The organism is Pararhizobium sp. O133, assembly GCF_051669845.1.
GTDB lineage: Bacteria > Pseudomonadota > Alphaproteobacteria > Rhizobiales > Rhizobiaceae > Pararhizobium.
This window is the reverse complement of record NZ_CP196426.1, coordinates 1,337,273-1,361,531: the sequence shown is the minus strand read 5'-3', so window position 1 is coordinate 1,361,531 and position 24,259 is coordinate 1,337,273. Positions and strand designations below refer to the sequence as shown.

The window sequence follows — 24,259 nt, the reverse complement described above, 5'->3', positions numbered from 1 at the left end:
ACCGCTCCTGTTGAAAGCGATGCCGCAAGCGTCGAAATCGATCACGTTTGCGTTGTCGCCCTCGTCTTCGCCACAAAGAGTGTTATCCTTTACAGCCTATGAAATGCTGAAAGGGAACGGATGACGGAAATCCGGCGCGAGGCTTCGAAAGAAGCGGCTGGTTTTGCAGGAAGCCTTGCGATCAAGCGGACGCTTGCCCGCATCGTGCTGGTGATCGAGCGCGCCGTGCCCCGGGCGCTGCCGCTGCTCGTCACCGCCCTCCTCTTCGTCTCCGCCGCATGGTTCGGCTTCTTCCGGATTGCGCCGACCTGGCTGCACATCGCCGCCCTCGTTGCCTTCGCCGCCGCGTTCTTCGTCCTGCTCGTTCCCCTGTTGCGTGTCCGCGTGCCCGGCATATCGGAAGCTGACCGGATGCTGGAGGAGCGCAACAACCTGCCGCATCAGGCGATCCGCGTGCAGGACGACGAACCCGCCACCAGTGGCGCCTTCGGCAAAGCCCTGTGGCAGGAACATCAAACGCGCATGGCGCGGCTGATCGGCACACTGGAGGCGGGCCCTCCTCGCCCCGATATCGCCCGCAGCGACCGCCATGGCCTGCGCGCTGTCCCGGTGCTTCTGGCCTGCCTCGCCTTCGCCTATTCCTATTCCAACAAGGCCGGGATGATCTCGGATGTCTTCCATCCGCCGCAACCGGTGGCCACGACGCCTGACACCCGCATCGATGCCTGGGTGACGCCGCCTGCCTATACCGGCCGGGCCCCGGTCTTCCTGACCGGCCGGCAAGGCGCGGAACCAGTCGCCGCCAGCACGGAGCCGCTGCGCATTCCGCAGTTCAGCGAACTGACGGTTCGCATCACCAGCAGCGGCGAGGATACGCCGGTGACTTATCTGGAAGATGGCGCGGTCGAGCCGCTCTTGATCGCGGCGCAGGGTCAGAAACCGAAGGACGGCACTGTCGAGAAAGCTGCGGTACAGCCAGCAACTGCCGACCCCGCCAAGCCCGGCAGCGAAACCCATCTGCTGAAGATCACCAAGGACGGCACGCTCTCCGTCGCGGGTGAAACATGGGCTTTCACGGTCATTCCCGACAGCGTGCCGGACATCGCCTTCGACGGCCTGCCGCGCACGACCGTGGCCGCAGCGCTGGAAATCGGCTTCTCGGCGAAGGACGATTACGGCATTCAGGATGCCTGGGCCGAGATCACGCCGCTGGACAAGCCTACGGCCGACGCGCGACCGCTCTATCCGTTGCCGGACTATCGTCTCGACCTGCCCAAGCGCAACGCCCGCGAGGCCAAGGGCCTGACCAGCCGCAATCTCTCGGAACATCCGCTTTCCGGCAAGCGCGTGCGCGTCACGCTCGTTGCCCGCGATGCCGCCGGGCAGGAGGGCCGCAGCGTACCGCAGGACATGATCCTGCCCGCCCGCCCCTTCTTCGAGCCGCTGGCCGGCGCGGTCGCCGAGCAGCGGCAGGTATTTGCGCTGAACGCCAAGGACCTGCCGCGTGCGATCGAGCTCAACGATGCGCTGATGGTGCGCCCGGACGAAACGATCCCCAACCTCACCCATTTCCTGCTGCTGCAATCCGCCCGCGCCCGCATGGCGCTGTCGCGCAATGACGACATGCTGCGCGATACGGCTGGATATCTCTGGGAAATCGCGCTCGGCATCGAGGACGGCGACATGGCGCTGGCCGACAAGCGTCTGCGCGACGCCCAGCAGAAGCTCTCGGAAGCGCTGGAAAAAGGCGCCTCCGACGAGGAGATCGCCAAGCTGATGCAGGAACTGCGCGACGCCATGAAGGAATACATGGAGGCGCTGGCCAAGCAGGCGGCAAAGAACCCGCAAATGGCGGCCAATCCGAACCAGAACAACGTTATGCGCCAGCAGGATCTGGAAAAGATGATGAACCAGATCGAGAACCTGGCGAAATCCGGCGCCAAAGATCAGGCGCGCCAGCTGCTGTCTGAAATGCAGCGCATGATGAACAATCTCCAGGCCGGCCGCATGCAGCAGCAACAGCAACAGCAACAGGGCCAGGAAAACAGCGAGATGCGCAAGCAGATGGACAAGCTCGGCCAGCTGATGCAGGAGCAGCAGCGGCTGATGGACGAGACGTTCAAATATGACCAGGCCCTGCGCGACCGGATGCAGCGCGGCGATCCGCTCGATGGAGAGGATCAGCAACTGTTCGACCAGGAGATGCCGCAGGAGCCGGGCCAGCAGCGCGACGAGAATGCCCAGCAGAACCCGATGGACAACATGACCGCCGAGGAGCTGAAACAGGCGCTGAAGGACATGCAGGCCCAGCAGGAGCAGCTTGGCAAGCAGCTCGGCGACCTGCAAAAGGGGCTGGAAGGCATGGGCATCAAGCCCGGCAAGGGCTTTGGCGAGGCCGGCCGCGAAATGAAGGGCGCCGCCGGCGCGCTCGGCAAGGGCCAGGGCGAACAGGCTGTCGGCAGCCAGGGCCGCGCGCTGCAGGCGCTGCGCGACGGCGCGCAGGACATGATGCAGCAGATGCAGAGCCAGGGACAAGGCCCCGGCCAGGGCCAGGGCGTGCCGCAATACGGCCAGAACGGCCGCGACCCCCTCGGCCGCCGCCAGCAGAACGCCGGCCCCGATTTCGGCGACCAGGTCAAGGTGCCCGACGAGATCGACACCCAACGGGCGCGAGAGATTCTTGACGAAATCCGAAGACGTCTTGGCACGAATACGTCGCCGGAAACGGAGAAGCAGTATCTGGAGCGGTTGCTGGATATCAGGTGAGGGGTGACGGAAAATATTCGAAGAGGGGGTTGACCACCGGAGTATTGCAAATTTTGCTCCGATACCCACCTAATGGCATACAAGCCGTTAGGTGGGAGAACTGGTGGAACCTTATTGGGAAAATTTTTGGGCAGTATTGGACTGGGTAAAGTCTATATTCGCAATCTTGGGCGCTGCTGGTTTATCCATTGCTGTTGTTATCGGATCTGCATATGGAATCTTCAAATTTCTTGGAGAAAAGTGGATAACTCAAAAATTTTCTGAGCAATTGGAAGCTTACAAGTCCGAACAAACACGCGAATTGGAGCGTTTACGTCACCGCATAAACGGCGTTTTTGATCGAACAAAACGACTACATGATCGTGAGTTTGAGTTGCTGCCAGACATTTGGGCAAAGCTTGTCGATGCAAAGAGTTGGGCCGGAGGATATCTCGCAGCATTTCAGCAATATGCTAATGTCGATCTCATGGACGATGAGAGACTTGATGAATTTCTAAATGGTACAAAATTTTCTGAGGCCCAAAAAAGGGACGTGAAAAACGCCAGTGATAAACAAAAAGTCTACACCAGAATTCTGGAGCTTTATCGATATTCGGACGTCATTGACAAGCTTAGAGAAGCCATCAGTGGATTGAACAAAAACGGCATCTTTGTACAGCCATCGCTTAGAAACGACTTCGCTAAGATGATAGACCTTATCCATTCAGCCGTGATTGAACACCAAATTAACTTGGAACATGACGTTTATCCGCGCATGAGGGACGCAGCAGATAAGCTTAAAGTGGAGGGTGAGCCTCTTTTTAAGAAGATTGAAGAAGCTGTAGCCGCACGGTTTTGGGACTCGACAACGACTGAAATTTGATTACTTCTGATTTGAAAGGCCCTTGGCTACACCGGCGGAAATGGTCGCTCAAGCCGCCAGCGCCACCGCAACCGCTTTCCGAATATCCGGCAACGTAAAGGGCTTCGACACCACATCGATGACCTTGCCGGTCAGGTTGTCGGCGCGTTCGCGTTGTTCGGCGTATCCCGTCATCAGCAGGATTTTGAGTGCCGGAAAAGCGTCGGAGGCCTGGAGGGCGAGTTCGATGCCGTCCATGACGGGCATGCGAATGTCAGAGAGAAGCAGGTCGAAGGTTTCGTCCTGAAGGGCGGCGAGGCCTTCGGCGCCGTCGGCGGCCTCGACGGTCTGGTGGCCGTCCAGTTGGAGGGCGCGGGCCACGAAGCGGCGCAGACTATCTTCATCTTCGGTAATCAGGATCTTCGCCATCATGGCCTCCTGTTCGGCAACACCTCCGCCGGGAAAGCGCCATTCAAAGCGTCCGTCGCCGACTCACAGCACGACCGCTGCAGGCCCCAAAACACCAGACGATCCTTTGTATTCCGTAAACGCGAATGGCGAGATCAGACGCTGTCCACAGCCCGACAGCGTCCAAATCGTGCCATTCCGGAACAGGGCGATCAGGCGTCGCCGGTGACGATGCCGACAAAGGGCAGTTCGCGGAAGGCATAGGCGACATCCATGCCATAGCCGACGACGAAATAATCCGGGCATTCGAAACCGACATAATCCGCTTCGAGATCGGTCTGGCGCTTGACCTTCTTGTCGAGAAGGACAGCGATGGTCACCGATTTGGCGCCACGCTCCAGCATCAGTTCCTTGGCAAAACGCAGGGTGCGGCCGGATTCGAGGATATCGTCGATCAAGAGGACATCGCGTCCATGCACGTCGCTGTCGATATCCTTGATGATCTTGACGCCCTGCGAGACGGTGCCGGTACCATAGCTCGAGAGCGTGATGAACTCGACCTCCGGTGCAAGGCCAACGGTATGCATGGCGCGGATCAGGTCGGCGGCGAAGATGAACGAGCCCTTGAGCACCGCGATGACCAGGAGGTCGTTGAGCGGACCCTTGGCGATCTCTTCCGCCATGGCGATGTTACGCTCCGAAATGACTTCGGCGGAATAGAGCGGATCGATATTTTTTCCACGAACGACGGGCATGGGATGTCTCCACGAATTTCAGGGGAGACTGCGTTTGATGCCTCCGGAGCCTAGCCGCTTAGCACAGTCAGGGCGTCGAATCACCCGTTCCACCGAAGGAAACCGCCACCTGCGGCAGTTTTCCACCTGTGTGTAAGAGGCGCGTGGAAAATGGACGGCTTTCGCCCGGAGCCAGAACCGACACTCCGGATTCGATTCGGCTGGCGGTCTTGCGATGGCCGTTGGCGATGACATCGACAAGGATCGTCGGCACGGCCTTGGGCGCATTGGTGTTGTTTTCCACGGCGCCATAGACCGAGAGGATTTTCATGCCATTGGCATCGTTGAGCGCCGTGGTGATGCTGTTGATCGATAGCGCCGGCGACGAGGCAACCGCGGGCTTCGGCTGAGGCAGTCCGAGCGCCAAGAGGAAGACCGGGGCGCAGAGGCAGGTGACGAGCACAGCAAAGGCCTTTGGCGACGCCGCCTGCAGCAGGCGCTCGAAGCGATTGAGGCTGCGGGAGAAAACGCCCCCCTCGGGGACCGCTGTGGACCGAAGGTCCGCGCGCAGCCCTGCCCTGCTGTTGTCGTTGAAGACCGGATAGGGTCCGCGCCGGGTGTTGACGGCAACGGTTTCGAACTCCGCGTCGATGATCTCGACGGCGCGGGTCCTGGATGCGGCGGGAGCCGAGCGCGCCGGGCGTTCCGGCGGCAGGAAATCCATCTGGCGGGCGGCACCGCTGGACCGGGAAGCGTTCATGGTCTCTCCTCTCGCAGCCGCATCGGCCGCGCCAGAATCCCCGTGAGCCTCGAAGGCTAGATTCGGGCATTGAAACAAACCTTTCCCAGACGTAAACCTAAATGGTTAATGCTTCGAAAATGGCGCTCGCGGACCGGCGTGTTTTCATGGAAAATTAACCACTGTTTAACCATGTTGACGCTGTAACAGCGGTGCTGCGCTGCGTCGCGCGGCACGGCCATCAACCCGCCGCGAACGCGTGGCAGGCACGCCTGACGAGAAGCTGGACTTAGCCGTTGATTCATTTTGAAAATGTCGGATTGCGTTATGGAATGGGTCCGGAAATTCTCCGGGACCTGACCTTCGACATTCCCAAGAAATCGTTCCAGTTCCTGACCGGCCCATCGGGCGCCGGCAAGACGACGCTGCTGCGCCTGCTGTTCCTGTCGCTGCAGCCGACGCGCGGCCTGATCCGCATGTTCGACCGCAACATCTCGACCATTCCGCGCGATGAATTCCCGATGCTGCGCCGCCGGGTCGGTATCGTTTTCCAGGATTTCCGCCTGCTCGATCACCTGACGACCTACGAGAATGTCGCGCTGCCGCTGCGCGTGCGCGGCAAGGACGAATCCTCCTATCGCGCCGACGTGCTCGAACTGCTCGGCTGGGTCGGGCTCGGCGAGCGCATCAACGTCCTGCCGCCGGTATTGTCGGGCGGTGAGAAGCAACGCGCCGCGATCGCCCGCGCCCTCATCGACCGACCGGAAATCCTGCTCGCCGACGAGCCGACCGGCAATGTCGATCCGCCGATGGCGCGCCGTCTGCTCAATCTGTTCCTGGAGCTCAACCGGCTCGGCACCGCCGTCGTTATCGCCACCCATGATCTGTCGCTGATGGATCAGGTCGAGGCGCGCCGCATGATCCTTTCGCAAGGGCGGCTCGATATCTATGAGTGAAGCACGCCTCACCGACCGATCGCAGCCACCAGCGCCACAAGAGCGCAAAACGGCGCTGCGCGTGCGCCCGACCGCGCCGATCGTGCCGCCCGGCAATGTCTCCGGCAATGCGCTGATGCTGGTCATCGCCATCATGGCCTTCCTCGCCTGCCTGACGCTCGGCGCGGTCAGCATGGTGCGCGCGACGGCGCAGAGCTGGCAAAGCCAGATTTCCCGCGAGATCACCATCCAGATCAAGCCCGACGAAAAGCTCGACATGGAAAAGGCGCTCGCCGACGCGCGCGACCTGGCGCTGACCTTCGACGGCACCACGGACGGCACGATCGTCGACAAGGCCGCCACCTCTCGCCTCCTGGAACCATGGCTTGGCGAAGGCCTCGATCTCGACGACCTGCCGGTGCCCCGCCTGGTCATCATCACCATCGACGAGCAGAGCCCGCCGGATTTCACCGCCATGCGCAAGGCGCTGACGGAGGCGATCCCGCAGGCCTATCTCGATGACCACCGGACATGGGTCGATCGATTGGTTGCCATGGCGCACACGACGGCGCTGATCGGCACCGGCGTGCTTGTCCTCGTCTTTTCAGCGATGGTGCTGACCGTCGTCTTCGCCACGCGCGGCACGCTGTCGGGCAATCGCCATATCGTCGAGGTCCTGCATTTCGTTGGCGCCGAGGCGGGTTTCGTCGCTTCCGAATTCCAGAACCATTTCCTGAAGATCAGTCTCAAGGGCGCCGGCGCCGGCGGCATTCTGGCCGCGCTCTGCTTCGCTGTGGCGAGCTTCTGGCAGTCGCGCTCGCTGGCGACGCCGGAGAGCGACCAGACCACGGCGATGTTCGGCAGTTTCACCATCGGCTATACCGGCTATCTCGGTATCGCCGCCATCATGGTCGTCATCGCGCTCCTGACAACGCTGACGGCGCGGTTCACGGTCATGCGGACGATTTACGAGATCGACCTGATCCGCTCTGATCCGGCCCGCATCGACGGCAACCAGAGCTGACGGCCATGATTGCTTTGCCTTGCACCCACCCCTTGCCGCAATCTGATTCTATCCAGGAATCAGATTGGCTGGCAAAGCATCCGGAGCAGGAATGACCGAAAACGGTGACATGCGGCAGCGGGGCACCCGAACGCGAAGGCACATCAGCTTTCGCCGCCGGCTCGTGCGGCTGACCTTCTATGTCCTGCTTCTCGTTACAGGATGCGCGGCCGCCGGCTTCCTCTATTTCGCCGACACGGTCGCCTCGCTGCAGCCGCCCGCCAATCCCAAGGCCGATGCGATCGTCGTGCTGACGGGCGGCTTCCAGCGGATCGACCAGGCCGTCGATCTGTTGAAGACCGGCGCCGGCAAGCGTCTGCTGATCTCCGGCGTTCACCCATCGACCACCGGCGGCCAGATCCGCCGCAACACCCAGAGCTCGGCCGATCTCTTCAAATGCTGTGTCGATATCGGTTACGACGCGATCGACACGATCGGCAATGCCAACGAAACGGCCAACTGGATCCGTGACAACGGCTACAGGAGCATCCTGGTCGTCACCAACAATTATCATATGCCGCGCAGCCTGCTGGAACTGCGCCGCGCCAATCCGAGCATCGATTTCATCGCCTATCCCGTCGTCAACTCCGACCTGAAGAGCACCAACTGGCTGCGCAACCCGATGGTACTGAAGACCATCCTGTCGGAATATCTGAAGCTGACGATCGCGACCGTGCGCGACGCCCTGGGGGCGCATACGGCAAGCGGGCTGCGAACCGAAAAGAGCTGATACATTCTGGGACGGTTGGGCTGCAATCTTGGCCGCCAGACTGTTTTCCTTCGGAATATTCGTGTAGGGCACGGATGACCTGTTTCGCTGCGAAAGCCCGCTGATGATCATCCTGCGTTCCGTCCTGTTCAACATCGTGTTCTACATCAATCTGATCCTTCAGATGATCGTGATGACGCCGTTCTATTTTCTCGTTCCCCGCAAGACATCATGGTTCGTTCCGAAGAACTGGGCGCGCAGCAATCACTGGCTGTTCAGGGTAATCGTCGGCACGACGTTCGAGATCGAGGGACTGGAGAACATCCCCCAGGGCGGCTACATCTTCGCGCCCAAACACCAGTCGTTCTGGGATGTCTATGCGCTGCTGCCCTGGTTGTCCGATCCCTTCTTCATCCTGAAGCGCGAACTGGTCTGGATCCCGCTGTTCGGCTGGTATGTGCAGAAACAACGCATGGTGCCCGTCGATCGCGGCGCCCGCGGCAAGGTGATGGCGGCGGTCATGCAGCGCACCCGGGATGAGATGGCAACCGGCCGCCAGCTGATCATCTATCCGGAAGGTACGCGCCGTCCGCCGGGCGCGCCGCCGGAATACAAGTACGGCATCGCCCGGCTCTACCGGGATCTCAGCATGCCGGTGGTGCCCGTGGTGATGCATCCGGGCCTGTTCTGGCCACGCCGCAAATTCCTGCGCTATCCCGGCCATTTCAAGGTGCAGATCCTGCCGCCGATCGCGCCAGGTCTCGATCCCGATCTCTTCCTGAAGACGCTGGTTGAGGTGATGGAAAGCGCCAGCGACCAGTTGCTGGTGGAAACGGTAAAGGCCAATCCGCACCTGCCGCTGCCGCCGACGGCCATAGCACGGCTCAAGGAGCTGGGTGTTCAGGCCTGAGGATCAGCGGCTCCGATCTTCGCCACGACCGCTTCCAGCCAGGGATCGCTGATGCCCATCTCCTTCAGGTGGGCGACCGTGTTGATGACGTAATCCGTGTTGGCGCCCGATTTGCCATGGGAAACCAAGACTGTCGCTGCCGCTTCCTCGGGGCTCAACAGGCCGGCATATTGCGCATGGGCACGGTCGATGATGTAGGCGAGCGCCGATACGCGGCGGCCATCCGCCAGCACGACGGGCATGGTCCGTTCCTTGTAGACGTGCGTCACCAGTTCGCGTTCACGCAGATAATCCACGACGGCATCCCTGTCCCGGACGGAAACCTTGAAGGCCATGCCGCGGCAGGAACCGCCTCGATCGAGACCCAGAACCAGGCCCGGCCGTTCCTGCGTTCCCCGATGCACCCAGGAGCGGACGCAGAGCGAGCGCCGGTAGCCAAACGTCCTTGCCATCATCTTGTCTTCGAAGGCAAAGCCGGGATTCCACATCAGCGAACCGTAGCCAAAGACCCAAAAATCGTCCATATCCACTGCCATTCACATCCCGCCATCCATGCGCCGCAAATGAAGGACACATGGAGCGGCTCATACGCACTCTTGAGCTTTCTAGCGCAGAAGCCTCGGATTCGGAATCGAATTCCTGACGGCCGACTGCCGGATCGCCCGGATTTTTCAGACCCAGTCCTGGTGCCGCAGCGTCAGAGACAATGACAGCTGGAGCATTTCATGACGGCCACGGATCTCGCCGCCCCCACGACCGGAAGCAGAAAGATCAGACGGCTGGGCATCGGCATCCTCCTGTTCATCCTGCTCTATACCGGCCTCTGGTTCTTTGCCGCCAACCGCATCGAAAGCCGGCTCGCCACCTATCTGAGCCAGGGCAGTGCGGCCCGTACGGTCGAATGCACGGACATGGACATTCGCGGCTTCCCGTTCCGTATCGGCCTGTTCTGCGACAAGGTTCGGGTCGACGACACCGCGCGCGGCGCATCCGCGACCTTCGGTGCGTTGCGCTCGGCCGCCCAGGTCTACCGGCCGGGCCATGCCGTCATTGAACTCGACGGACCGGCGGAAGTCCGTTTCTCACCCGGCATCTCGTTTTCGGCCGACTGGGACCTGCTGCATGCCAGTCTGCAGGCGACACTGTCGGGCTTCGATCGCACCTCGCTCACCTATGACACGCTGGCTGGCACCGCCGTACTACCCGCGCTCGAAGAAGATGCCATTCCCGGCGACACGCACCGGCTTGCCTTCACCGCCGATCATGGCGAATTGCATCTGCGTCAGAACGGCGACGATCTCGACGCGGCGGCCAGTATCGATGGCTTTGACACGAAAATCGACGGCGGCCCGAGCCTTCTGCCTGCGCTCAACGCCAGCGCCGACCTGACATTTGTCGGCCGCGCGGCCCTGATGAATGCCGGCGGCCTGCAGCCCGGCGCCCTGCATGGAGCCAAGGGCGAGATGCGCGCCCTGACGCTCGACCTCGGCAACGGCATGGTCACCACCGCCTCCGGTCCGTTCAGTGTCGATGATCAGGGCCTGATTTCCGGCGAGTTCAGCGTCACCATGAAGAATATCGAGGGCTGGCGGCAAAATCTGATTAAGGCCTTCACCGACAAGGACGGTACCGCGATGATCAACAACATCGCCAACATGCTGACTGCCCTGGCCGACGGCAAGAACGAGGCGACGGTGAAGCTCAACGTGCGCGACGGCGTGGCGTTTCTGGCGTTTTTTCCGATCGGGGTGTTGCCGCAGTTGTGACCGAAACATTGACGAACCTTCTTGGTTCACGAATAATCACCATGAACCAAGGAGGTGCAATCATGGCTGCATTTACGGTCCGCGTTGCAGAGGACGTGGCAACCAAGCTCGACCAATTGGCCGAAAAACTTGACCGCTCCCGCTCGTACATGGCCGCGCAGGCGATCAAGGACTATGTGTCGCGCGAAGAATGGCAACTCGCGGAAATCGAGGCCGGTCTGGCAGAGGCTGATCGTGGCGAATTCGCAAGCCACGCCGATATTGCCCGTGTCATTGGAAAATACGTAAAGTCCGCACCTCAATCATGAGCGAACTGCGCGTTCGTTGGACAGTTCGCGCGGTCAGGCGCCTTGATGAGATCGGTTCCTATATCGAACACGAGAACCCGGACGCCGCCGCCCGAGTCGTGGCCCGGATCGTATCGGCCGTCGATCGACTCAGCGAACTTCCTGCCATGGGGCGAGAGGGCCGCATCCCGGGCACCCGTGAACTGGTGCTATCCGATATTCCCTACATCATACCTTATCGGGTCGGACCAACCATCGACATCCTGACCGTTATGCATGCTTCGCAGAAGTGGCCCACGAAACTTTGAAGGCGGACAAACAGCCTGCCCCTACTTCTGGTCCATCGCATGCCGCCCGAAATCGGCCATGTCGGTATCTTGACCCGCCTGCACGATCGACCTCCGAATGGCGCGGGTGCGGGTGAAGAGGTCGAACAGTTTGTCGCCGTCGCCCCAGCGGATCGCACGCTGCAGATAGGCAAGATCTTCGGAAAAACGCGACAGCATTTCGAGGATCGCGTCCTTGTTGTGCAGGCAGACATCGCGCCACATGGTCGGGTCGGAGGCCGCCAGACGGGTGAAATCGCGAAAACCCGAGGCGGAATATTTGATGACTTCGGATTCGGTCACCGCTTCCAAATCATCGGCGGTACCGACGATGTTGTAGGCGATGATGTGCGGCAAATGCGAGACGATCGCCAGCACCTTGTCGTGATGCTCGGGATCCATGTCATCGACCATCGAGCCCAGCGTCTCCCAGAAGGTGCGCAGTCTGACCTTGGCCGTCTCGTCGGTGTCCGGCAACGGCGTCAGGATGCACCAGCGGCCCTTGAACAGGCCGATGAAGCCGGCATCCGGGCCGGAATATTCGGTGCCGGCGATCGGATGGCCGGGAATGAAATGAACGCCTTGCGGCATATGCGGCTTCATCTGGGCGATGACCGAGCCCTTGGTCGAGCCGACATCGGTGACGATGGCGCCGGGCTTCAGGCTGGCGGCGATCTCGGCGGCAACGGCACCGGAGGCGCCGACGGGCACGGAGACGATCACCAGATCCGCATCCTTGACGGCATCGGACGCCGATGTCGTGTAACGGTCGCCGAGGTTGAGTTCCCGCGCCCGCTGCAACGTCGCCTCGCTGCGCGTCGAGATGGTCACCGAAGCGGCAAGCCCCTTGTCCTTGATCTCGCGCGCGATCGAGGAGCCGATCAGGCCGATGCCGATCAGCGCGATGGTTTCAAACTGTTTTGCCATCACGCGTCCTGACATCAAGGTTGGCCCATGAACTGGGTTAGCGCGGCGATCACGCCCTCATTGGCCTCGGCCGAGCCGATCGTCATGCGCAGCGCATTCGGCAGGCCGTAGCCCCGCACGGCGCGCAGGATATAGCCGCGGCTGGTGAGGAATTCATCGGCATCCGGCGCCCGCTTGCCATCGATATCGGGAAAATGGATCAGCACGAAATTGGCGACCGACGGCGTGACACGCAGGCCGACCGACGACAGGGCGCCGGTGACCTTGCCGAGCCACAGCAGGTTGTGCTCGACGGCGGCGGCGGCAAAAGCCTGATCGCGGATGGCGGCGGCACCAGCGGCAATTGCCGGTGCGTTCATATTGAAGGGACCGCGCACACGGTTCAGCGCATCGATGATCGCGAGCGGCGCGTACATCCAGCCGATCCGAAGCGCCGCGAGCCCGTGGATCTTCGAAAACGTCCGGGTCATCACGACATTCTGGTTGGACGAGACAAGTTCAAGGCCGGCTTCGTAATCGTTGCGGCGGACATATTCCGCATAGGCCGCATCGAGAACCAAGATGACATTCTTCGGCAAGCCGGCCTGCAGGCGACGCACTTCATCAACCGGAACATAGGTACCGGTCGGATTGCCGGGATTGGCGAGAAAGACCATCTTGGTCTTCGGCGTCACGGCGGCGAGGATGGCGTCGACCGTCACGTGGCAATCGGTTTCCGGGACGGTGACCGGCGTCGCGCCGGCGCCCATGATCTGGATCTTGTAGACGAGGAAGCCGTGCTCGGTGATGATGGCTTCATCGCCAGGCGCAAGATAGACGTGGCAGAGCAACCCCAGAAGCTCGTCGGAACCGTTGCCGCACATCAGATTGGCGGTGTTCAGGCCATAGACGGAGGCGATTGCCTCGCGCAGTTCGATCGCCTGGCCGTCCGGATAGATTTCCAGCTTGGCGGCGGCCTTCTGGAAAGCTTCGATCGCCTTCGGGCTCGGCCCCAGCGGCGTCTCGTTGGACGAGAGCTTGTAAACCTTGGCGACACCCGGCGCATGCTCCTTGCCCGGCACGTAAGCGGCAATATCGAGGATACCGGGGCGTGGCATGGGGTTCTGCAGGTCTGCGCTCATGGGATCAGCTTTCAACGGCGGGAAAATGACGCTCTGCCAATACCGGTGATGACGGTTTTTGTCGAGTGTGACCCGGCGTCACAAATCGATTCGATGTGCTGGCCTCAGCGGCTTCTCGCGCGTCGTCGGCACACCCTGCGGCGCCAGCACCGGAACAAAGACGCGGCGCGAGGCGCGGGCGGCGACCGGCAGGCCCTGATAGAGCCGCTTCTGCGCCTCGACGATGATGACGCCGGAGAACATCGGCCAGAGCGAGCGACCGACCCGCTCGAAGGCGCGGCGCAGCTTGAGGATCATTTTGAGTTTCGAGGGTGGGAAGAACAGGGCGTCGGCGGAGGCGCCGGGCGTGAAATTGGTCTCGCGCAACAGCGCCGTCAACTGCCCGCGCGAATAGGGCCGTCCGGAACCGAAGGGCGTATGTTCCATGCGCGCCCAGACGCCACGCCGGTTCGGCACGACGATGACGAGCCGGCCACCGGGCGCCAGCACCCGCCAAAGCTCCTTCATCGTCTCGCGCGGGTTTTCGGCGAATTCCAGCGAATGCACCATCAGCACCCGGTCGACCGACGAATCGGGCAGCGGCAGTTCCTCGTCGAAGATCAGCGCTGTAGAGGAGAGTTCCGCCACCGGCCAGTTCACCGCCCCCTGCCCCGCCGGCATGAAGGCGAAGGTCCGCTCGGTATCGGCCCGGAAACGATCGAGATACGGCACGGCATAACCGAGGCCCACCAGCCGCTCCTCCGGCAACCGCGCCCAGAGCGACGACAGCGCCATGCTGATCGACTGTTCGGCAAAGCGCCCGAGGCGGGAATGATAGAACTGGCGAAGATCGACGATATCTGCGTGCATGCCCATCATGTTAGCCTCGAACGGGTGGACTTCAAGACGGCGGTCACTACATTCGCGATAACCGACCCGTCCGCCGCAGGAACTCCCGTCATGACCAATCTCGAAATCGAACTGTTTTCATGTCGCACCGACAATTTTGGCGTGCTCATCCATGATCCCGACAGCGGCGCCACCGCCTCGATCGACGCGCCGGAGGAACAGCCGATCCTCGATGCGCTGAAGCGGCGCGGCTGGACGCTGACCCATATCCTGACGACCCATCACCACCAGGACCACGTCGAGGCCAACCTGGCACTGAAGACCCGGTTCGAGGCGACGATCATCGGGCCGGAAAACGAGGCTGCCAAGATTCCCGGCCTTGACATGACGATCGGCGACGGCGGTGACTTCGAATTCGCCGGCCACAAGGTGCATGTCTACGAGACGCCGGGCCACACCGCCGGCCATATCTGCTTCCACTTCCCCGACGACAAGCTGCTGTTTTCCGCCGACACGCTGTTCGCGCTCGGTTGCGGCCGGCTGTTCGAGGGCACGCCGGCACAGATGTGGGCTTCCCTGACAAAGCTGATGGCCCTGCCGGACGATACGACGGTTTATTTTGGCCATGAATATACGCTGTCGAACGCTCGCTTCGCCGTCACGGTCGATCCCGACAACGAGGCCCTGAAGAGCCGGGCCACAGAGATCGAGGCGACGCGCGCCAAGGGCGGCTTTACCGCGCCGACGACGCTGGGCATCGAGAAGCGTACCAACCCCTTCCTGCGGGCGCAGGATACCGGCATCCGCAAACATCTGGGCATGCAGGGCGCGACCGACCCGGAGGTCTTTGCCGAGATCCGCAAGCGCAAGGACAATTTCTGATGGCCGCTCTGCCCGGCACGGCGCAAGCCATTATCGACTCGCTGCAAATGGAACGGCATCCGGAAGGCGGCTGGTACATCCAGACCTTCAAGGACGAGGCCGGCGGCCCACATGGTCATTCCACGGCGATCTACTATTTGCTGGAGCGGGGCGAACGTTCGCACTGGCACCGGGTCCGCGACGCCGTCGAGGTCTGGCACTTCTATGCCGGCGCACCGCTGACGCTGAGCATCGCCGAAGACGGCAAACCGGCCACGACTGTCACGCTCGGGCCGGACATTCCTTCAGGCGAGCGACCCCAGGCCATCGTGCCGGCAAATTGGTGGCAATCGGCGATGTCGCTCGGAGACTGGACGCTAGTCGGTTGCACCGTTTCGCCCGGCTTTGACTTCTCCGCCTTCGAGATGGCGCCAGCCGACTGGCAGCCGCCGGAGACTTGAGTCTATTCCGCAGCCTGTGCAGCGTCGGAACGGTTGCGGAAGATGACATCCTTTGCGGCGAGCACCGCGCCGCCTGTGACGAACAGGCAGGCGAGCGCGATGCGCCAGGATGGTTCGGCAAAGCCGAAGGCGATCAGGATGAGGGTCGAGAGCACTGGCGCGGCGTAGCTCGCTACCCCGAGCAACTGGATATTGCCGTTCTTGACCCCGAAATCCCAGGCATAGAAGGCCGCACCGACCGGCAGCAGGCCAAGCCCGGCAACAGCGATCCACTGCGTCGCCGTCTCCGGCCAGACGGTCGTCTCAAGGCCGAGATGACAGAAGAAGGAGAGAATGGCCGTCGCCAGGCAAAAGCCGGTGACGACATCGGTCGAAACGGCATCGAACCTGCGGGTCAGCAGGGAATAGCCCGACCAGGTAAAAGCGCAGGCAAGCGCCGCACCATAACCCAGCGCATAGGCATTATCGAACGCAACACCATTGTGGGCGACGATCAGGACCGTACCGGCAAGACCGAGGACGGCACCGGCAAGGTGATACCAGCGCAGCCGCTCGCCCGGCAGCAGCGCCGAGCCGACGACGATCAGCAACGGCCAGAGATAGGCGATCAGCCCGGCCTCGACGGCCGGCGCATTTCGAAGGGCTGTGAAATACAGAAAGTGGTAGCCGAACAGGCCGGCAATGCCGACGATCCAGACCTTGGCGGGCTGCCTGAGCAGGACCAGCCGTTCCGGCTTCAGCAAAAGCACGACAATGCCGGGAAGGCTGCCGATGGAGAAACAGATGGCCGAAAGCTGGAAGGGCGGCATGGTGCCCGAAGCTGCCGTCAAAAACGCCAGCAGCGACCACATGAGGATCGCCGAAAAGCCGATCAGCGTTGCCTTGACATTCATTCCCCTGCCCCCCGGCCTTGGCGGACCTTCAACTGCCGAACCGAGTCGCCCAGATGGTGACGGCACCGTAGCTGGTCGGAATCCGAACATAGACCGGAGCATATACGTTGACCGACTCGGCCTTGGCAAACCAGATCTCCATCGTTTCCAGCTTGCGCAGGTAATCGACGTCGTCCCGGCCCTTGCGATAGCCGGATTTCGGCACGAACTTGATGCCGCAGACGATGACATCGCCCTGGAACCCTTCGGTCTTGAACGGCTTGGTGCCCTTGGCGGACAGTTTCAGGTCCATGCGCGATTCGCCGTCGAAGATCGGTACGCTTTTCGGGCAGACGCGGGTATCCGCCGGGAAGATCAACCCCGACAGCGGATCGACGACATTGCGCATGTCGGCCTTGGTCACCGGGACCCAGTTCTTCGGAATCTTGCGCGCCGGCTTCATCGAGGCAGAGGTCACGTCACCATTGCGGAACTGCACGTCGATGTCGCGGCCCTTCTTGCCGGTCCGGTACCGGACCTTGTATTCTGACGCGCTCAGCCGGTCGCGGCCGACGGTTCCGGAAACCGACGTCTGGCCGGAGGTTTCGGCAAAGAGATCCGCAAGCCCGGCCGAATTCATCGTGCCGGATATTGTGTAGCGATTGGCCTTCAGCTCGGTATGGAACGACGCCTTGGCGATCGGCAGGCCGGCGAGAGCAATGCTGTAGTCCGTATTGTGCGTGACCTCGACGGCATCGGCCACGCCTGTGGAAAACGTTGCCACCGCAAAAGCCAGAAGCGCCGAGACACCGATGCGCAGGTTCATTCCGGAATGCCCTTTTCAATTCGTCCAAACGAAAGCCAGCGATACGGCGGGTTTGCGGCATTTCTGCGCCTTGCGGCCCGCTTTTGCCACAAGCCTTAAACCAATGTGAAACAAAGTGGAATTGCTTGCGCTCAAGATGTATAGGCGGCGGTGAAATCGAAACAATCGGCATATCAAGCTCTGCGAACGCCGTGGCATCCAAGAGTTTTCCCGGAAAATGAAGGTTTGGCTTGACTGCGCGGCTCTCGCTGACTATAGAACCGCAACTTTCCAATCATGGCCAACGGAATGCGGCCTGGGCTTGATGGCCCGCCAACGCATGGACCGAAGGCGAAAAGAAAAAATAGGTGCATCATGTCCCGTAGTTGTGAATTGACCGGCAAGGGCGTCCAGTCGGGCAACAATGTGAGCCACGCAAACAACAAGACCAAGCGCAAGTTCCTTCCGAACCTGTGCCAGGTTACGTTGATCTCCGACGTGCTCGGCCAGCGTTACCGCCTGCGCGTTTCGGCTGCTGCCCTGCGCTCCGTCGAACATCGCGGTGGCCTCGACGCATTCCTGATCAAGGCCAACGAAGTCGAACTGTCGATGCGCGCCCGCCTGCTGCGTCGCCAGATCGTCAAGAAGACGGCAGAAGCCGCAGTCGCCGCTTAATCAGCGGGCTTGCGAAGAACGATTTGAAAGGCTTGCCTGGGCAACCGGCAGGCCTTTTTCTCGTGTGCCTATAATAAAACCGTTCGCGGACATTGCCGTGCCTTGATGCACAGACCGCGAACCCGATCCCTCCAACTGGTGGCATACCCCAGGATAAAAAAATGCTGACGAACCGTACCTTCCTTCTCTATGTCGCGCTGATGACCCTCGTGGTCGTCGCTTCCAATGTCCTCGTGCAGTACCCCCTGCCCGGCTCGATCGCCGGCATGCAGTTGGGTGATCTTCTGACCTGGGGCGCCTTCAGCTATCCCATCGCCTTTCTGGTGACCGATCTCACCAATCGTCAGTTCGGCCCGCGCACCGCCCGCAAGGTCGTGATCGCCGGCTTCGCCGTCGCGATTGTCCTGTCGGTGCTCGTCGCCACGCCGCGCATCGCGATTGCCTCCGGCTCGGCCTTCCTGCTTGGCCAGTTCCTCGATATCTCGGTGTTCAACAAGCTGCGCACCCAGAGTTGGTGGCGCGCGCCTCTGATCGGCTCGCTGTTCGGTTCGGGTCTCGATACGCTGATCTTCTTCTCCTTCGCCTTCGCGCCGTTCTTCGTTTTCTTCGGCCCGAATGACGGTTTTGCGCTGGAAAATGCGCCGATCTTCGGCGTCATGGCGACGGAAGCCCCGCGCTGGATTTCCTGGGCGCTTGGCGACCTCGGCGTCAAGATCATCGTCGGCCTGGTGATGCTGCTGCCCTATGGCGCATTGATGAGTGTTGTCCGTCCGATGCCGGGTGTGAAGGCCAGCGCTTGAGTAGAGCCTTTGGGGGACAGAGCAAGTTCGCCCCCCTCTGTCAGCTGCGCTGACATCTCCCCCACAGGTGGGGAGATTGTTCTTTTCCCTTAAAAAGCTGCCGAGATCCTCTCATTAAGGGGACCCGTGAGGTTTCGGCCAATCTCCCCCCTTGTGGGGGAGATGTCACGGAGTGACAGAGGGGGGGGCAAGCTTGCTCCGAATTATCCCCAATAAGCCTCATCACTCCACCAGCTTGAATTCCAGCATCAGATTGCGCTCGAGGATCGAGTGGTTGTCGTCGGACACGACGATGACGTGGATGTCGCCGTTCGGCTGAACAACGACGTCAAGACCTTCCATATTGTCGATCTGGTAGCCCATGTCGGTATTAACAAGCACATCGCCGTCGACGACCGCACCCGGCTTGATATCGTCGCCCTTGAAGCGACGGATCTGCATGCCGATGCCCTCGGCGAACGAGAACCGGCGCTCCAGCAGCAGCAGGTCGCCATTCGGCAGAAACGCCCCATCGGTGATCGCGAAGGGATCGGTCTGCTTGACGCTGAACGTGCCCTTGCGCGGACCGTCGAGAACGGCAGCAAGGATATGGTCCGCCTTGTCGAAGCTCAACTCCGACACGACCACAACGCCGCCAGCCAGCGGGCTATCCTTCGGCGAGACGGCAATGGTCTCAAGTCCGCGATTACTGCGCAATTCTTTCGGCGGAATGAGGATCGGCAATGTGCCCAGCGGTTTCGACTGTGCAAAGCCGGGATCGGGATAGACATCGACGCGATGATTCCGCTCGTATGATGCCAGCACCTGCCCGTCGCGCAGTGCCAGGCCTTCGCAGTCCATCCGCTCCTTGACCTGTTCCGAGCGGCCCTTGTGGTCGATCATCGAGGTGATCGTCAGGTCGGTGACGCCGGACAGGCGTCCCTTTGCATCGCGCTCGACGGCGCCTTCAACCCAATGTCCCGTGTCCATGACGGCAAGGAAGGACTTCCGGTCCGGCCGGAAGCGGATCGAGGAAATCGCGCCGAGCAGCGGATTGCTCGACGACATCTCGATGCCGCCGATGAATTCCAGCTTTCCGAACCGCTTCTGTTGAGACGAGAACTTGAAGGTCTCGATCTGGCGGCTCTTCACTGGAGCGATTTCCTGATGCGCTGGCGATGCGGCCGTGGCCGGCAGGGATGCCCAGAGTAACATCAGGACGGAGGCGAGAATCGGGGTCGCTTTCAAACACATTCCTTCCGGCGGACCGGGTGTGGATGGAACGGCAGAAAGCCGCTTCCGGAAAAGGGAAATAACACTATCAAAGCCGAATCGGGGCAGGCATCGCCGCCCCGTTCAGGAAACCCTTCAGCCGGCACGCCGCCGCGCGGAGGCAGCACCCCGTCGTGAACCCGCATCGTCGAACAACGAGGCCAGTTGCTCGGTCATGGCACCTGCCAGTTCGTCGGCGTCAACGATTGTCACGGCGCGGCGGTAGTAGCGCGTGACGTCGTGACCGATACCGATGGCCAGGAGTTCGACCGGCGACTTCGTCTCGATCTGCTCGATGACGGCGCGCAGGTGGCGCTCCAGATAATTGCCCGGATTGACCGACAGCGTCGAATCATCGACCGGCGCGCCGTCCGAGATCATCATCAGGATTCGCCGCTGCTCGGAGCGACCGAGCAGGCGGTTGTGCGCCCAGATCAGCGCCTCGCCATCGATGTTTTCCTTAAGCAGGCCTTCGCGCATCATCAGACCGAGATTGCGGCGCGCCCGGCGCCAAGGGGCGTCGGCCGACTTGTAGATGATGTGGCGCAGGTCGTTCAGACGGCCCGGCGTCTGCGGCTTGCCGCTGGCAAGCCAGCGCTCGCGCGCCTGCCCACCCTTCCACGCTTTGGTGGTGAAGCCGAGGATCTCGACCTTGACGCCGCACCGCTCCAGCGTGCGCGCCAGAATATCGGCGCAGGTGGCAGCGACCGTGATCGGACGCCCGCGCATCGAGCCGGAATTGTCGATCAAAAGCGTCACGACCGTATCGCGGAAGTTCGTGTCCTTCTCGCGCTTGAAGGAGAGCGGCTGCATCGGATCGATGATCATGCGCGTCAGGCGCGCCGAATCGAGATAGCCCTCTTCCAGGTCGAATTCCCACGAGCGGTTCTGCTGCGCCATCAGCCGGCGCTGCAGCCGGTTGGCAAGGCGGCCGACGGCGCCCTGCAGATGGGCCAGTTGCTTGTCGAGGAAGGCCCGCAGGCGGTCGAGTTCGACCTCGTCGCAAAGCTCTTCCGCCGTGATGGTCTCGTCGAACTCCTCGGTGAAGACACCGTAATCGACCTTTTCGTTGAAATCGTCGAAGGGATGATGCGGCCGCTTGACCTCCCCGGGCGTCTCACTGTCGTCCTCGCCGTCATCCGACATTTCCTCTTCGGAAATCTCGGCGCCATCCATCTCGCCCTCTTCCATCTGCTCCTGCGCCGATTCGTTCTCGTCGGCGGGGGCAGCGTCAGCACCAGCATCTTCGTCGGAGCTGTTTTCTTCCTCTTCCTGGCTGCGCGGCTGGTCTTCGTCGGTCTGGCTCTCCTGATCGTCAGGCTCGACCTCGTCATCGCCGTACTTCTCGGCGACTTCCATCGACGTCAGCATGTCGCGCACGACGCGGGCGAAGGCCTGCTGGTCGTTGACGGCAGCCGACAGGTTCTGCATGTCCTTGGCGGCTTTGTCCTCAATGAAATCGCGCCAGAGATCGAGAACCTTGCCGGCCGATGCCGGCGGCTTCTGGCCGGTCAGCTTCTCGCGCACGATGAGCGCGAGCGCTTCTTCGAGCGGAGCATCCGATTGCCGGTCGATATTGCCGAAATTCGCCCGCGCATATTTGTCGTGCAGCATCGAATTCAGGTTATCGGCCACGCCGCTCATCCGTAGCGAGCCGACAGCTTCCACGCGCGCCTGCTCGACCGCGTCGAACATCACCCGCGCCTCGGCGCCCTGCGGCGACATGGTGGCGTGAATGCGGGCATCGTGGCAGGCCTTGCGCAGCGCCATCGAATCGCCGAGCCCACGGGTCACCGAAAGCTCGTGGCGCGTTGGGCGCTTGGAGATTTCCGGCAGCCGCATGCGCTCGCCGGTCAGGCCCGGACGCTCGTTGGCGAAGGTCACCTCGATTTCGGAATCACCGGCGATCGAGCGGATGCAGCCGGTCAGCGCCCGGCGGAACGGTTCGACATCGACGATCCCCGCAGGCCTTGCTTTCGAATTGTCGCCCCGGCCTGCCATGGATCAGGCCGTGGCTTCGAGCACGATATTGGCGGCACTTTCCTTCAGCTCGACACCGAAGGCGCGCTGATAGTGTTCCGCCACCAAAGCCCGCTCGAGTTCGTCGCACTTGTTGAGGAAGGTGACCCGGAAAGCGAAGGCGATATCACCGAAGATATGGGCGTTTTCGGCCCAGGTGATGACCGTGCGCGGGCTCATGACCGTCGACAGGTCGCCGTTGATGAAGGCGGCACGAGTGAGATCAGCAACGCGGACCATCTTCGACACGGTGTCGCGGCCACGCGCCTGGGTGAAACCCTTGACCTTGGCAGCGACGATATCGACTTCGTTGTCGTGCGGCAGGTAGTTCAGCGTCGTGACGATCGACCAGCGGTCCATCTGCGCCTGGTTGATCTGCTGGGTGCCGTGATAGAGGCCGGTCGTATCGCCAAGGCCGACGGTGTTGGCCGTTGCAAACAGACGGAAAGCCGGGTGCGGGCGGATAACGCGGCTCTGGTCGAGCAGCGTCAGGCGGCCGGAGGCTTCCAGCACGCGCTGGATGACGAACATCACGTCCGGCCGGCCGGCATCGTATTCGTCGAAGACGAGCGCGACATTGTGCTGGTAGGCCCAGGGCAGGATGCCGTCCTTGAATTCGGTCACCTGCATGCCGTCCTTGACGACGATGGCGTCCTTGCCGACGAGGTCGATACGGCTGACATGGCTGTCGAGGTTGACGCGCACGCAAGGCCAGTTGAGACGCGCCGCGACCTGTTCGATATGGGTCGATTTGCCGGTGCCGTGATAGCCCGACACCATGACGCGGCGGTTATGGGCAAAACCGGCGAGAATGGCGAGCGTCGTTTCGCGGTCGAAGAGATAATCCGGGTCGAGATCCGGCACATAGGCATCGGCCTTGGAATAGGCCGGCACGCGCAGATCGGTATCGATCCCGAAGACGTCGCGGACGGAAACTGTCGTATCGGGGAGGTTGGAAATATCGAGGTCTACCTTGCTCATCATGTCTCCAGCACGGAAGCCCTCTTGCGCCTGGCGGCGGGCATCCCGTCTATGCCTTTATAAATGTGTGACCGTAATAAAACGGGTTCCTAGCAGAAGCCAGCCTGTTTTAACAATTGATATGCCTGGATCACGGCGCGAAAACGCTCTTCCGATCCCCTGTCTCCGCCATTTGCATCCGGATGATGCTTTTTTACAAGCTCCTTGTAGGCCGACTTCACGTCGGCGGGCGTCGCGTTGGCATGCAGGCCGAGCGTCTCGAAGGCCTTGGCTTCCAGCGTCTTCAGCTTGCGCAACCGGGGCTCCTGCCGGGAGCTGCGGGCGCGTGCCTGCTCGACAAAGCCGAAGGGGTCGCGCATGCGGGCCTGGGCGCCGGCGGAACCGGAGCGCTGCTGCGACTGCTGCGGCGCATTCTTGGCATTCTTGTTGACACCCACCGTCCAGGTCGGACGATGGCCGGTGATCGCTTCCTTCTGGTAACGCGCGATCTCCGTGTCGGAAAGCCCCGAAAAGTAGTTGTAGCCCTTGTTGTATTCCTTAACGTGCTCGAAGCAGAACATGAAGAATTCATTTTCCGCGTTACGGCCCACCGGCGCGCGATGGACGGCATTCTCCTCGCACCCGTCCCACTGGCATTTGGGTGCCATCGGCTCGGGTTTCTGGCTCACCTTGCGGCGCGTCCGGATCCCGTCGAAATATTTTGAATCAAGTTTCATGGCGCTAATTATGGGGCGTGGCAGCCGCCACAACAAGAATTGACAAATCGGAATGTTGCAGGCTTTGTGGGGCAATTTTGCACCGCGCAAAAAGCCGTGCGGAGGCGGGTCTTCAGTCTCAGATCGAGCTTCACGGAAAAGCCAGACAAACGGGGCCAAAACATGTCGCTTCAAAGCCGTATCGAAACAAAACTCAACGCGGCCTTTTCCCCCGAACGTCTCGTTGTCATCAATGAAAGCCATCTGCATGCCGGGCACCATCCCGACATGAATGGCACCGGCGAAACCCATATGCGGATACGCATCGTTTCCAGCGCCTTTATCGGCATGGGCCGCGTTGCCCGCCACCGGGCCATCAACGATCTCCTGAAGGCCGAATTCGACGAAGGACTGCATGCGCTGGCTGTCGAGCCGGCTGTTCCCGGGGAAACAACCCGCTGGTGAACAACAGTGCTAAT

27 protein-coding genes are annotated in these 24,259 nt (G+C 61.5%); 14 read left to right on the top strand and 13 right to left on the bottom strand.

Going from position 1 to position 24,259, the window contains the following annotated elements:
* Positions 1–120: 120 nt before the first annotated feature.
* Positions 121–2,766, top strand: coding sequence for a TIGR02302 family protein (locus ACST81_RS06395; protein ID WP_438751997.1), 2,646 nt, complete (start codon positions 121–123; stop codon positions 2,764–2,766).
* A 103-nt stretch (positions 2,767–2,869) separates the two neighbouring features.
* The gene (locus ACST81_RS06390; RefSeq protein ID WP_438751996.1) at positions 2,870–3,628 is read left to right on the top strand and encodes a hypothetical protein; all 759 of its coding nucleotides are present in this window, start codon (positions 2,870–2,872) and stop codon (positions 3,626–3,628) included.
* Between the two features lie 48 nt (positions 3,629–3,676).
* Here ACST81_RS06390 and ACST81_RS06385 read toward each other — a convergent pair whose 3' ends face one another.
* The 3 genes from ACST81_RS06385 to ACST81_RS06375 all read right to left on the bottom strand — a co-directional run bounded on the left by ACST81_RS06385 (position 3,677) and on the right by ACST81_RS06375 (position 5,509).
* Positions 3,677–4,036, bottom strand: coding sequence for a response regulator (locus ACST81_RS06385; RefSeq protein ID WP_438753412.1), 360 nt, complete (start codon positions 4,034–4,036; stop codon positions 3,677–3,679).
* Positions 4,037–4,227: 191 nt separating this feature from the next.
* Entirely contained in the window at positions 4,228–4,770 is a 543-nt protein-coding gene (gene hpt, locus ACST81_RS06380) for a hypoxanthine phosphoribosyltransferase (RefSeq protein ID WP_438751995.1), read from the bottom strand.
* Positions 4,771–4,837: 67 nt separating this feature from the next.
* Positions 4,838–5,509, bottom strand: coding sequence for a hypothetical protein (locus ACST81_RS06375; protein WP_438751994.1), 672 nt, complete (start codon positions 5,507–5,509; stop codon positions 4,838–4,840).
* Between the two features lie 275 nt (positions 5,510–5,784).
* Between ACST81_RS06375 and ftsE the strand changes: the two genes are divergently transcribed.
* The 4 genes from ftsE (at position 5,785) to ACST81_RS06355 (ending at position 9,105) form a co-directional block, all read left to right on the top strand.
* Entirely contained in the window at positions 5,785–6,444 is a 660-nt protein-coding gene (gene ftsE, locus ACST81_RS06370; RefSeq protein WP_082546812.1) for a cell division ATP-binding protein FtsE, read from the top strand.
* Positions 6,437–7,447, top strand: coding sequence for a cell division protein FtsX (locus ACST81_RS06365; protein ID WP_438751993.1), 1,011 nt, complete (start codon positions 6,437–6,439; stop codon positions 7,445–7,447). Before ftsE ends, ACST81_RS06365 begins: the two co-directional genes overlap by 8 nt.
* 91 nt (positions 7,448–7,538) lie before the next feature.
* Positions 7,539–8,216, top strand: a complete 678-nt coding sequence (locus tag ACST81_RS06360) for a YdcF family protein (RefSeq protein WP_438751992.1) — start codon at positions 7,539–7,541, stop codon at positions 8,214–8,216.
* A 103-nt stretch (positions 8,217–8,319) separates the two neighbouring features.
* Positions 8,320–9,105 (top strand): lysophospholipid acyltransferase family protein, encoded by a 786-nt coding sequence (locus tag ACST81_RS06355; protein WP_438751991.1) that lies wholly within the window; start codon positions 8,320–8,322, stop codon positions 9,103–9,105.
* On the opposite strand, the gene ACST81_RS06350 is transcribed toward ACST81_RS06355, so the two are convergent.
* Positions 9,096–9,641: a gamma-glutamylcyclotransferase gene (locus tag ACST81_RS06350; protein WP_438751990.1), complete on the bottom strand. Its 546-nt coding sequence runs from the start codon at positions 9,639–9,641 to the stop codon at positions 9,096–9,098. The two genes, ACST81_RS06355 and ACST81_RS06350, sit on opposite strands and share 10 nt — an antisense overlap.
* Positions 9,642–9,830: 189 nt before the next feature.
* On the opposite strand from ACST81_RS06350, the gene ACST81_RS06345 reads away from it, so the two are divergent.
* Genes ACST81_RS06345 through ACST81_RS06335 form a run of 3 tightly spaced genes read left to right on the top strand, consistent with a single transcriptional unit; the run spans position 9,831 to position 11,466 of the window.
* Positions 9,831–10,871 (top strand): DUF2125 domain-containing protein, encoded by a 1,041-nt coding sequence (locus ACST81_RS06345; RefSeq protein ID WP_438751989.1) that lies wholly within the window; start codon positions 9,831–9,833, stop codon positions 10,869–10,871.
* A 59-nt stretch (positions 10,872–10,930) separates the two neighbouring features.
* Positions 10,931–11,179 carry a CopG family ribbon-helix-helix protein gene (locus ACST81_RS06340; RefSeq protein ID WP_438753409.1) on the top strand — a complete coding sequence of 83 codons (249 nt, stop codon included), beginning with the start codon at positions 10,931–10,933 and terminating at the stop codon, positions 11,177–11,179.
* Positions 11,176–11,466, top strand: coding sequence for a type II toxin-antitoxin system RelE/ParE family toxin (locus ACST81_RS06335; RefSeq protein ID WP_438751988.1), 291 nt, complete (start codon positions 11,176–11,178; stop codon positions 11,464–11,466). The genes ACST81_RS06340 and ACST81_RS06335 overlap by 4 nt, the downstream gene beginning before the upstream one ends.
* A gap of 21 nt (positions 11,467–11,487) precedes the next feature.
* Here ACST81_RS06335 and ACST81_RS06330 read toward each other — a convergent pair whose 3' ends face one another.
* From ACST81_RS06330 to ACST81_RS06320, 3 genes are all read right to left on the bottom strand, one after another.
* Positions 11,488–12,411 carry a prephenate/arogenate dehydrogenase family protein gene (locus ACST81_RS06330; RefSeq protein WP_438751987.1) on the bottom strand — a complete coding sequence of 308 codons (924 nt, stop codon included), beginning with the start codon at positions 12,409–12,411 and terminating at the stop codon, positions 11,488–11,490.
* A 14-nt stretch (positions 12,412–12,425) separates the two neighbouring features.
* Complete coding sequence (hisC, locus tag ACST81_RS06325) at positions 12,426–13,532, bottom strand: histidinol-phosphate transaminase (RefSeq protein ID WP_438751986.1); 1,107 nt, start codon at positions 13,530–13,532, stop codon at positions 12,426–12,428.
* Between the two features lie 78 nt (positions 13,533–13,610).
* Positions 13,611–14,381: a class I SAM-dependent methyltransferase gene (locus ACST81_RS06320; protein WP_438753408.1), complete on the bottom strand. Its 771-nt coding sequence runs from the start codon at positions 14,379–14,381 to the stop codon at positions 13,611–13,613.
* Positions 14,382–14,471: 90 nt separating this feature from the next.
* Here ACST81_RS06320 and gloB point away from each other — a divergent pair, with 90 nt between their 5' ends.
* Together gloB and ACST81_RS06310 are read left to right on the top strand one after the other, a co-directional pair.
* Complete coding sequence (gene gloB, locus ACST81_RS06315) at positions 14,472–15,242, top strand: hydroxyacylglutathione hydrolase (RefSeq protein ID WP_438751985.1); 771 nt, start codon at positions 14,472–14,474, stop codon at positions 15,240–15,242.
* On the top strand, positions 15,242–15,682 hold the full coding sequence (locus tag ACST81_RS06310; RefSeq protein WP_438751984.1) for a cupin domain-containing protein: 441 nt from the start codon (positions 15,242–15,244) through the stop codon (positions 15,680–15,682). Before gloB ends, ACST81_RS06310 begins: the two co-directional genes overlap by 1 nt.
* Before the next feature lie 2 nt (positions 15,683–15,684).
* On the opposite strand, the gene yddG is transcribed toward ACST81_RS06310, so the two are convergent.
* Positions 15,685–16,575, bottom strand: a complete 891-nt coding sequence (gene yddG / locus ACST81_RS06305; protein WP_438751983.1) for an aromatic amino acid exporter YddG — start codon at positions 16,573–16,575, stop codon at positions 15,685–15,687.
* Positions 16,576–16,603: 28 nt separating this feature from the next.
* Positions 16,604–17,380 (bottom strand): DUF3108 domain-containing protein, encoded by a 777-nt coding sequence (locus ACST81_RS06300; protein ID WP_438751982.1) that lies wholly within the window; start codon positions 17,378–17,380, stop codon positions 16,604–16,606.
* A gap of 354 nt (positions 17,381–17,734) precedes the next feature.
* Here ACST81_RS06300 and rpmB point away from each other — a divergent pair, with 354 nt between their 5' ends.
* Both rpmB and ACST81_RS06290 read left to right on the top strand, forming a co-directional pair.
* Positions 17,735–18,034 (top strand): 50S ribosomal protein L28, encoded by a 300-nt coding sequence (rpmB, locus tag ACST81_RS06295; protein ID WP_438751981.1) that lies wholly within the window; start codon positions 17,735–17,737, stop codon positions 18,032–18,034.
* A gap of 161 nt (positions 18,035–18,195) precedes the next feature.
* A complete protein-coding gene (locus ACST81_RS06290) occupies positions 18,196–18,834 on the top strand; it encodes a queuosine precursor transporter (RefSeq protein ID WP_438751980.1) in 639 nt (212 codons plus the stop codon).
* Positions 18,835–19,056: 222 nt separating this feature from the next.
* On the opposite strand, the gene ACST81_RS06285 is transcribed toward ACST81_RS06290, so the two are convergent.
* From ACST81_RS06285 to ACST81_RS06270, 4 genes are all read right to left on the bottom strand, one after another.
* The gene (locus tag ACST81_RS06285) at positions 19,057–20,028 is read right to left on the bottom strand and encodes an esterase-like activity of phytase family protein (RefSeq protein ID WP_438753407.1); all 972 of its coding nucleotides are present in this window, start codon (positions 20,026–20,028) and stop codon (positions 19,057–19,059) included.
* 153 nt (positions 20,029–20,181) lie between these two features.
* Positions 20,182–22,086 carry a cobaltochelatase subunit CobT gene (cobT, locus tag ACST81_RS06280; RefSeq protein ID WP_438751979.1) on the bottom strand — a complete coding sequence of 635 codons (1,905 nt, stop codon included), beginning with the start codon at positions 22,084–22,086 and terminating at the stop codon, positions 20,182–20,184.
* A gap of 3 nt (positions 22,087–22,089) precedes the next feature.
* Entirely contained in the window at positions 22,090–23,085 is a 996-nt protein-coding gene (gene cobS, locus ACST81_RS06275) for a cobaltochelatase subunit CobS (RefSeq protein WP_438753406.1), read from the bottom strand.
* Positions 23,086–23,174: 89 nt separating this feature from the next.
* A complete protein-coding gene (locus tag ACST81_RS06270) occupies positions 23,175–23,810 on the bottom strand; it encodes a J domain-containing protein (protein ID WP_438753405.1) in 636 nt (211 codons plus the stop codon).
* Positions 23,811–23,963: 153 nt separating this feature from the next.
* Here ACST81_RS06270 and ACST81_RS06265 point away from each other — a divergent pair, with 153 nt between their 5' ends.
* A complete protein-coding gene (locus tag ACST81_RS06265; protein ID WP_438751978.1) occupies positions 23,964–24,245 on the top strand; it encodes a BolA family protein in 282 nt (93 codons plus the stop codon).
* Positions 24,246–24,259 lie beyond the last annotated feature (14 nt).

Bases quoted from the DNA above. Each gene is read 5' to 3' on its own strand.
- ACST81_RS06395 (WP_438751997.1), top strand. From the start codon at position 121: ATGACGGAAATCCGGCGCGAGGCTTCGAAAGAAGCGGCTGGTTTTGCA.
- ACST81_RS06385 (WP_438753412.1), bottom strand. From the start codon at position 4,036: ATGGCGAAGATCCTGATTACCGAAGATGAAGATAGTCTGCGCCGCTTC.
- hpt (WP_438751995.1), bottom strand. From the start codon at position 4,770: ATGCCCGTCGTTCGTGGAAAAAATATCGATCCGCTCTATTCCGCCGAA.
- ACST81_RS06375 (WP_438751994.1), bottom strand. From the start codon at position 5,509: ATGAACGCTTCCCGGTCCAGCGGTGCCGCCCGCCAGATGGATTTCCTG.
- ACST81_RS06365 (WP_438751993.1), top strand. From the start codon at position 6,437: ATGAGTGAAGCACGCCTCACCGACCGATCGCAGCCACCAGCGCCACAA.
- ACST81_RS06360 (WP_438751992.1), top strand. From the start codon at position 7,539: ATGACCGAAAACGGTGACATGCGGCAGCGGGGCACCCGAACGCGAAGG.
- ACST81_RS06355 (WP_438751991.1), top strand. From the start codon at position 8,320: ATGATCATCCTGCGTTCCGTCCTGTTCAACATCGTGTTCTACATCAAT.
- ACST81_RS06350 (WP_438751990.1), bottom strand. From the start codon at position 9,641: ATGGCAGTGGATATGGACGATTTTTGGGTCTTTGGCTACGGTTCGCTG.
- ACST81_RS06345 (WP_438751989.1), top strand. From the start codon at position 9,831: ATGACGGCCACGGATCTCGCCGCCCCCACGACCGGAAGCAGAAAGATC.
- ACST81_RS06335 (WP_438751988.1), top strand. From the start codon at position 11,176: ATGAGCGAACTGCGCGTTCGTTGGACAGTTCGCGCGGTCAGGCGCCTT.
- ACST81_RS06330 (WP_438751987.1), bottom strand. From the start codon at position 12,411: ATGGCAAAACAGTTTGAAACCATCGCGCTGATCGGCATCGGCCTGATC.
- hisC (WP_438751986.1), bottom strand. From the start codon at position 13,532: ATGAGCGCAGACCTGCAGAACCCCATGCCACGCCCCGGTATCCTCGAT.
- ACST81_RS06320 (WP_438753408.1), bottom strand. From the start codon at position 14,381: ATGCACGCAGATATCGTCGATCTTCGCCAGTTCTATCATTCCCGCCTC.
- gloB (WP_438751985.1), top strand. From the start codon at position 14,472: ATGACCAATCTCGAAATCGAACTGTTTTCATGTCGCACCGACAATTTT.
- ACST81_RS06310 (WP_438751984.1), top strand. From the start codon at position 15,242: ATGGCCGCTCTGCCCGGCACGGCGCAAGCCATTATCGACTCGCTGCAA.
- yddG (WP_438751983.1), bottom strand. From the start codon at position 16,575: ATGAATGTCAAGGCAACGCTGATCGGCTTTTCGGCGATCCTCATGTGG.
- ACST81_RS06300 (WP_438751982.1), bottom strand. From the start codon at position 17,380: ATGAACCTGCGCATCGGTGTCTCGGCGCTTCTGGCTTTTGCGGTGGCA.
- rpmB (WP_438751981.1), top strand. From the start codon at position 17,735: ATGTCCCGTAGTTGTGAATTGACCGGCAAGGGCGTCCAGTCGGGCAAC.
- ACST81_RS06290 (WP_438751980.1), top strand. From the start codon at position 18,196: ATGCTGACGAACCGTACCTTCCTTCTCTATGTCGCGCTGATGACCCTC.
- ACST81_RS06285 (WP_438753407.1), bottom strand. From the start codon at position 20,028: ATGTTACTCTGGGCATCCCTGCCGGCCACGGCCGCATCGCCAGCGCAT.
- cobT (WP_438751979.1), bottom strand. From the start codon at position 22,086: ATGGCAGGCCGGGGCGACAATTCGAAAGCAAGGCCTGCGGGGATCGTC.
- cobS (WP_438753406.1), bottom strand. From the start codon at position 23,085: ATGAGCAAGGTAGACCTCGATATTTCCAACCTCCCCGATACGACAGTT.
- ACST81_RS06265 (WP_438751978.1), top strand. From the start codon at position 23,964: ATGTCGCTTCAAAGCCGTATCGAAACAAAACTCAACGCGGCCTTTTCC.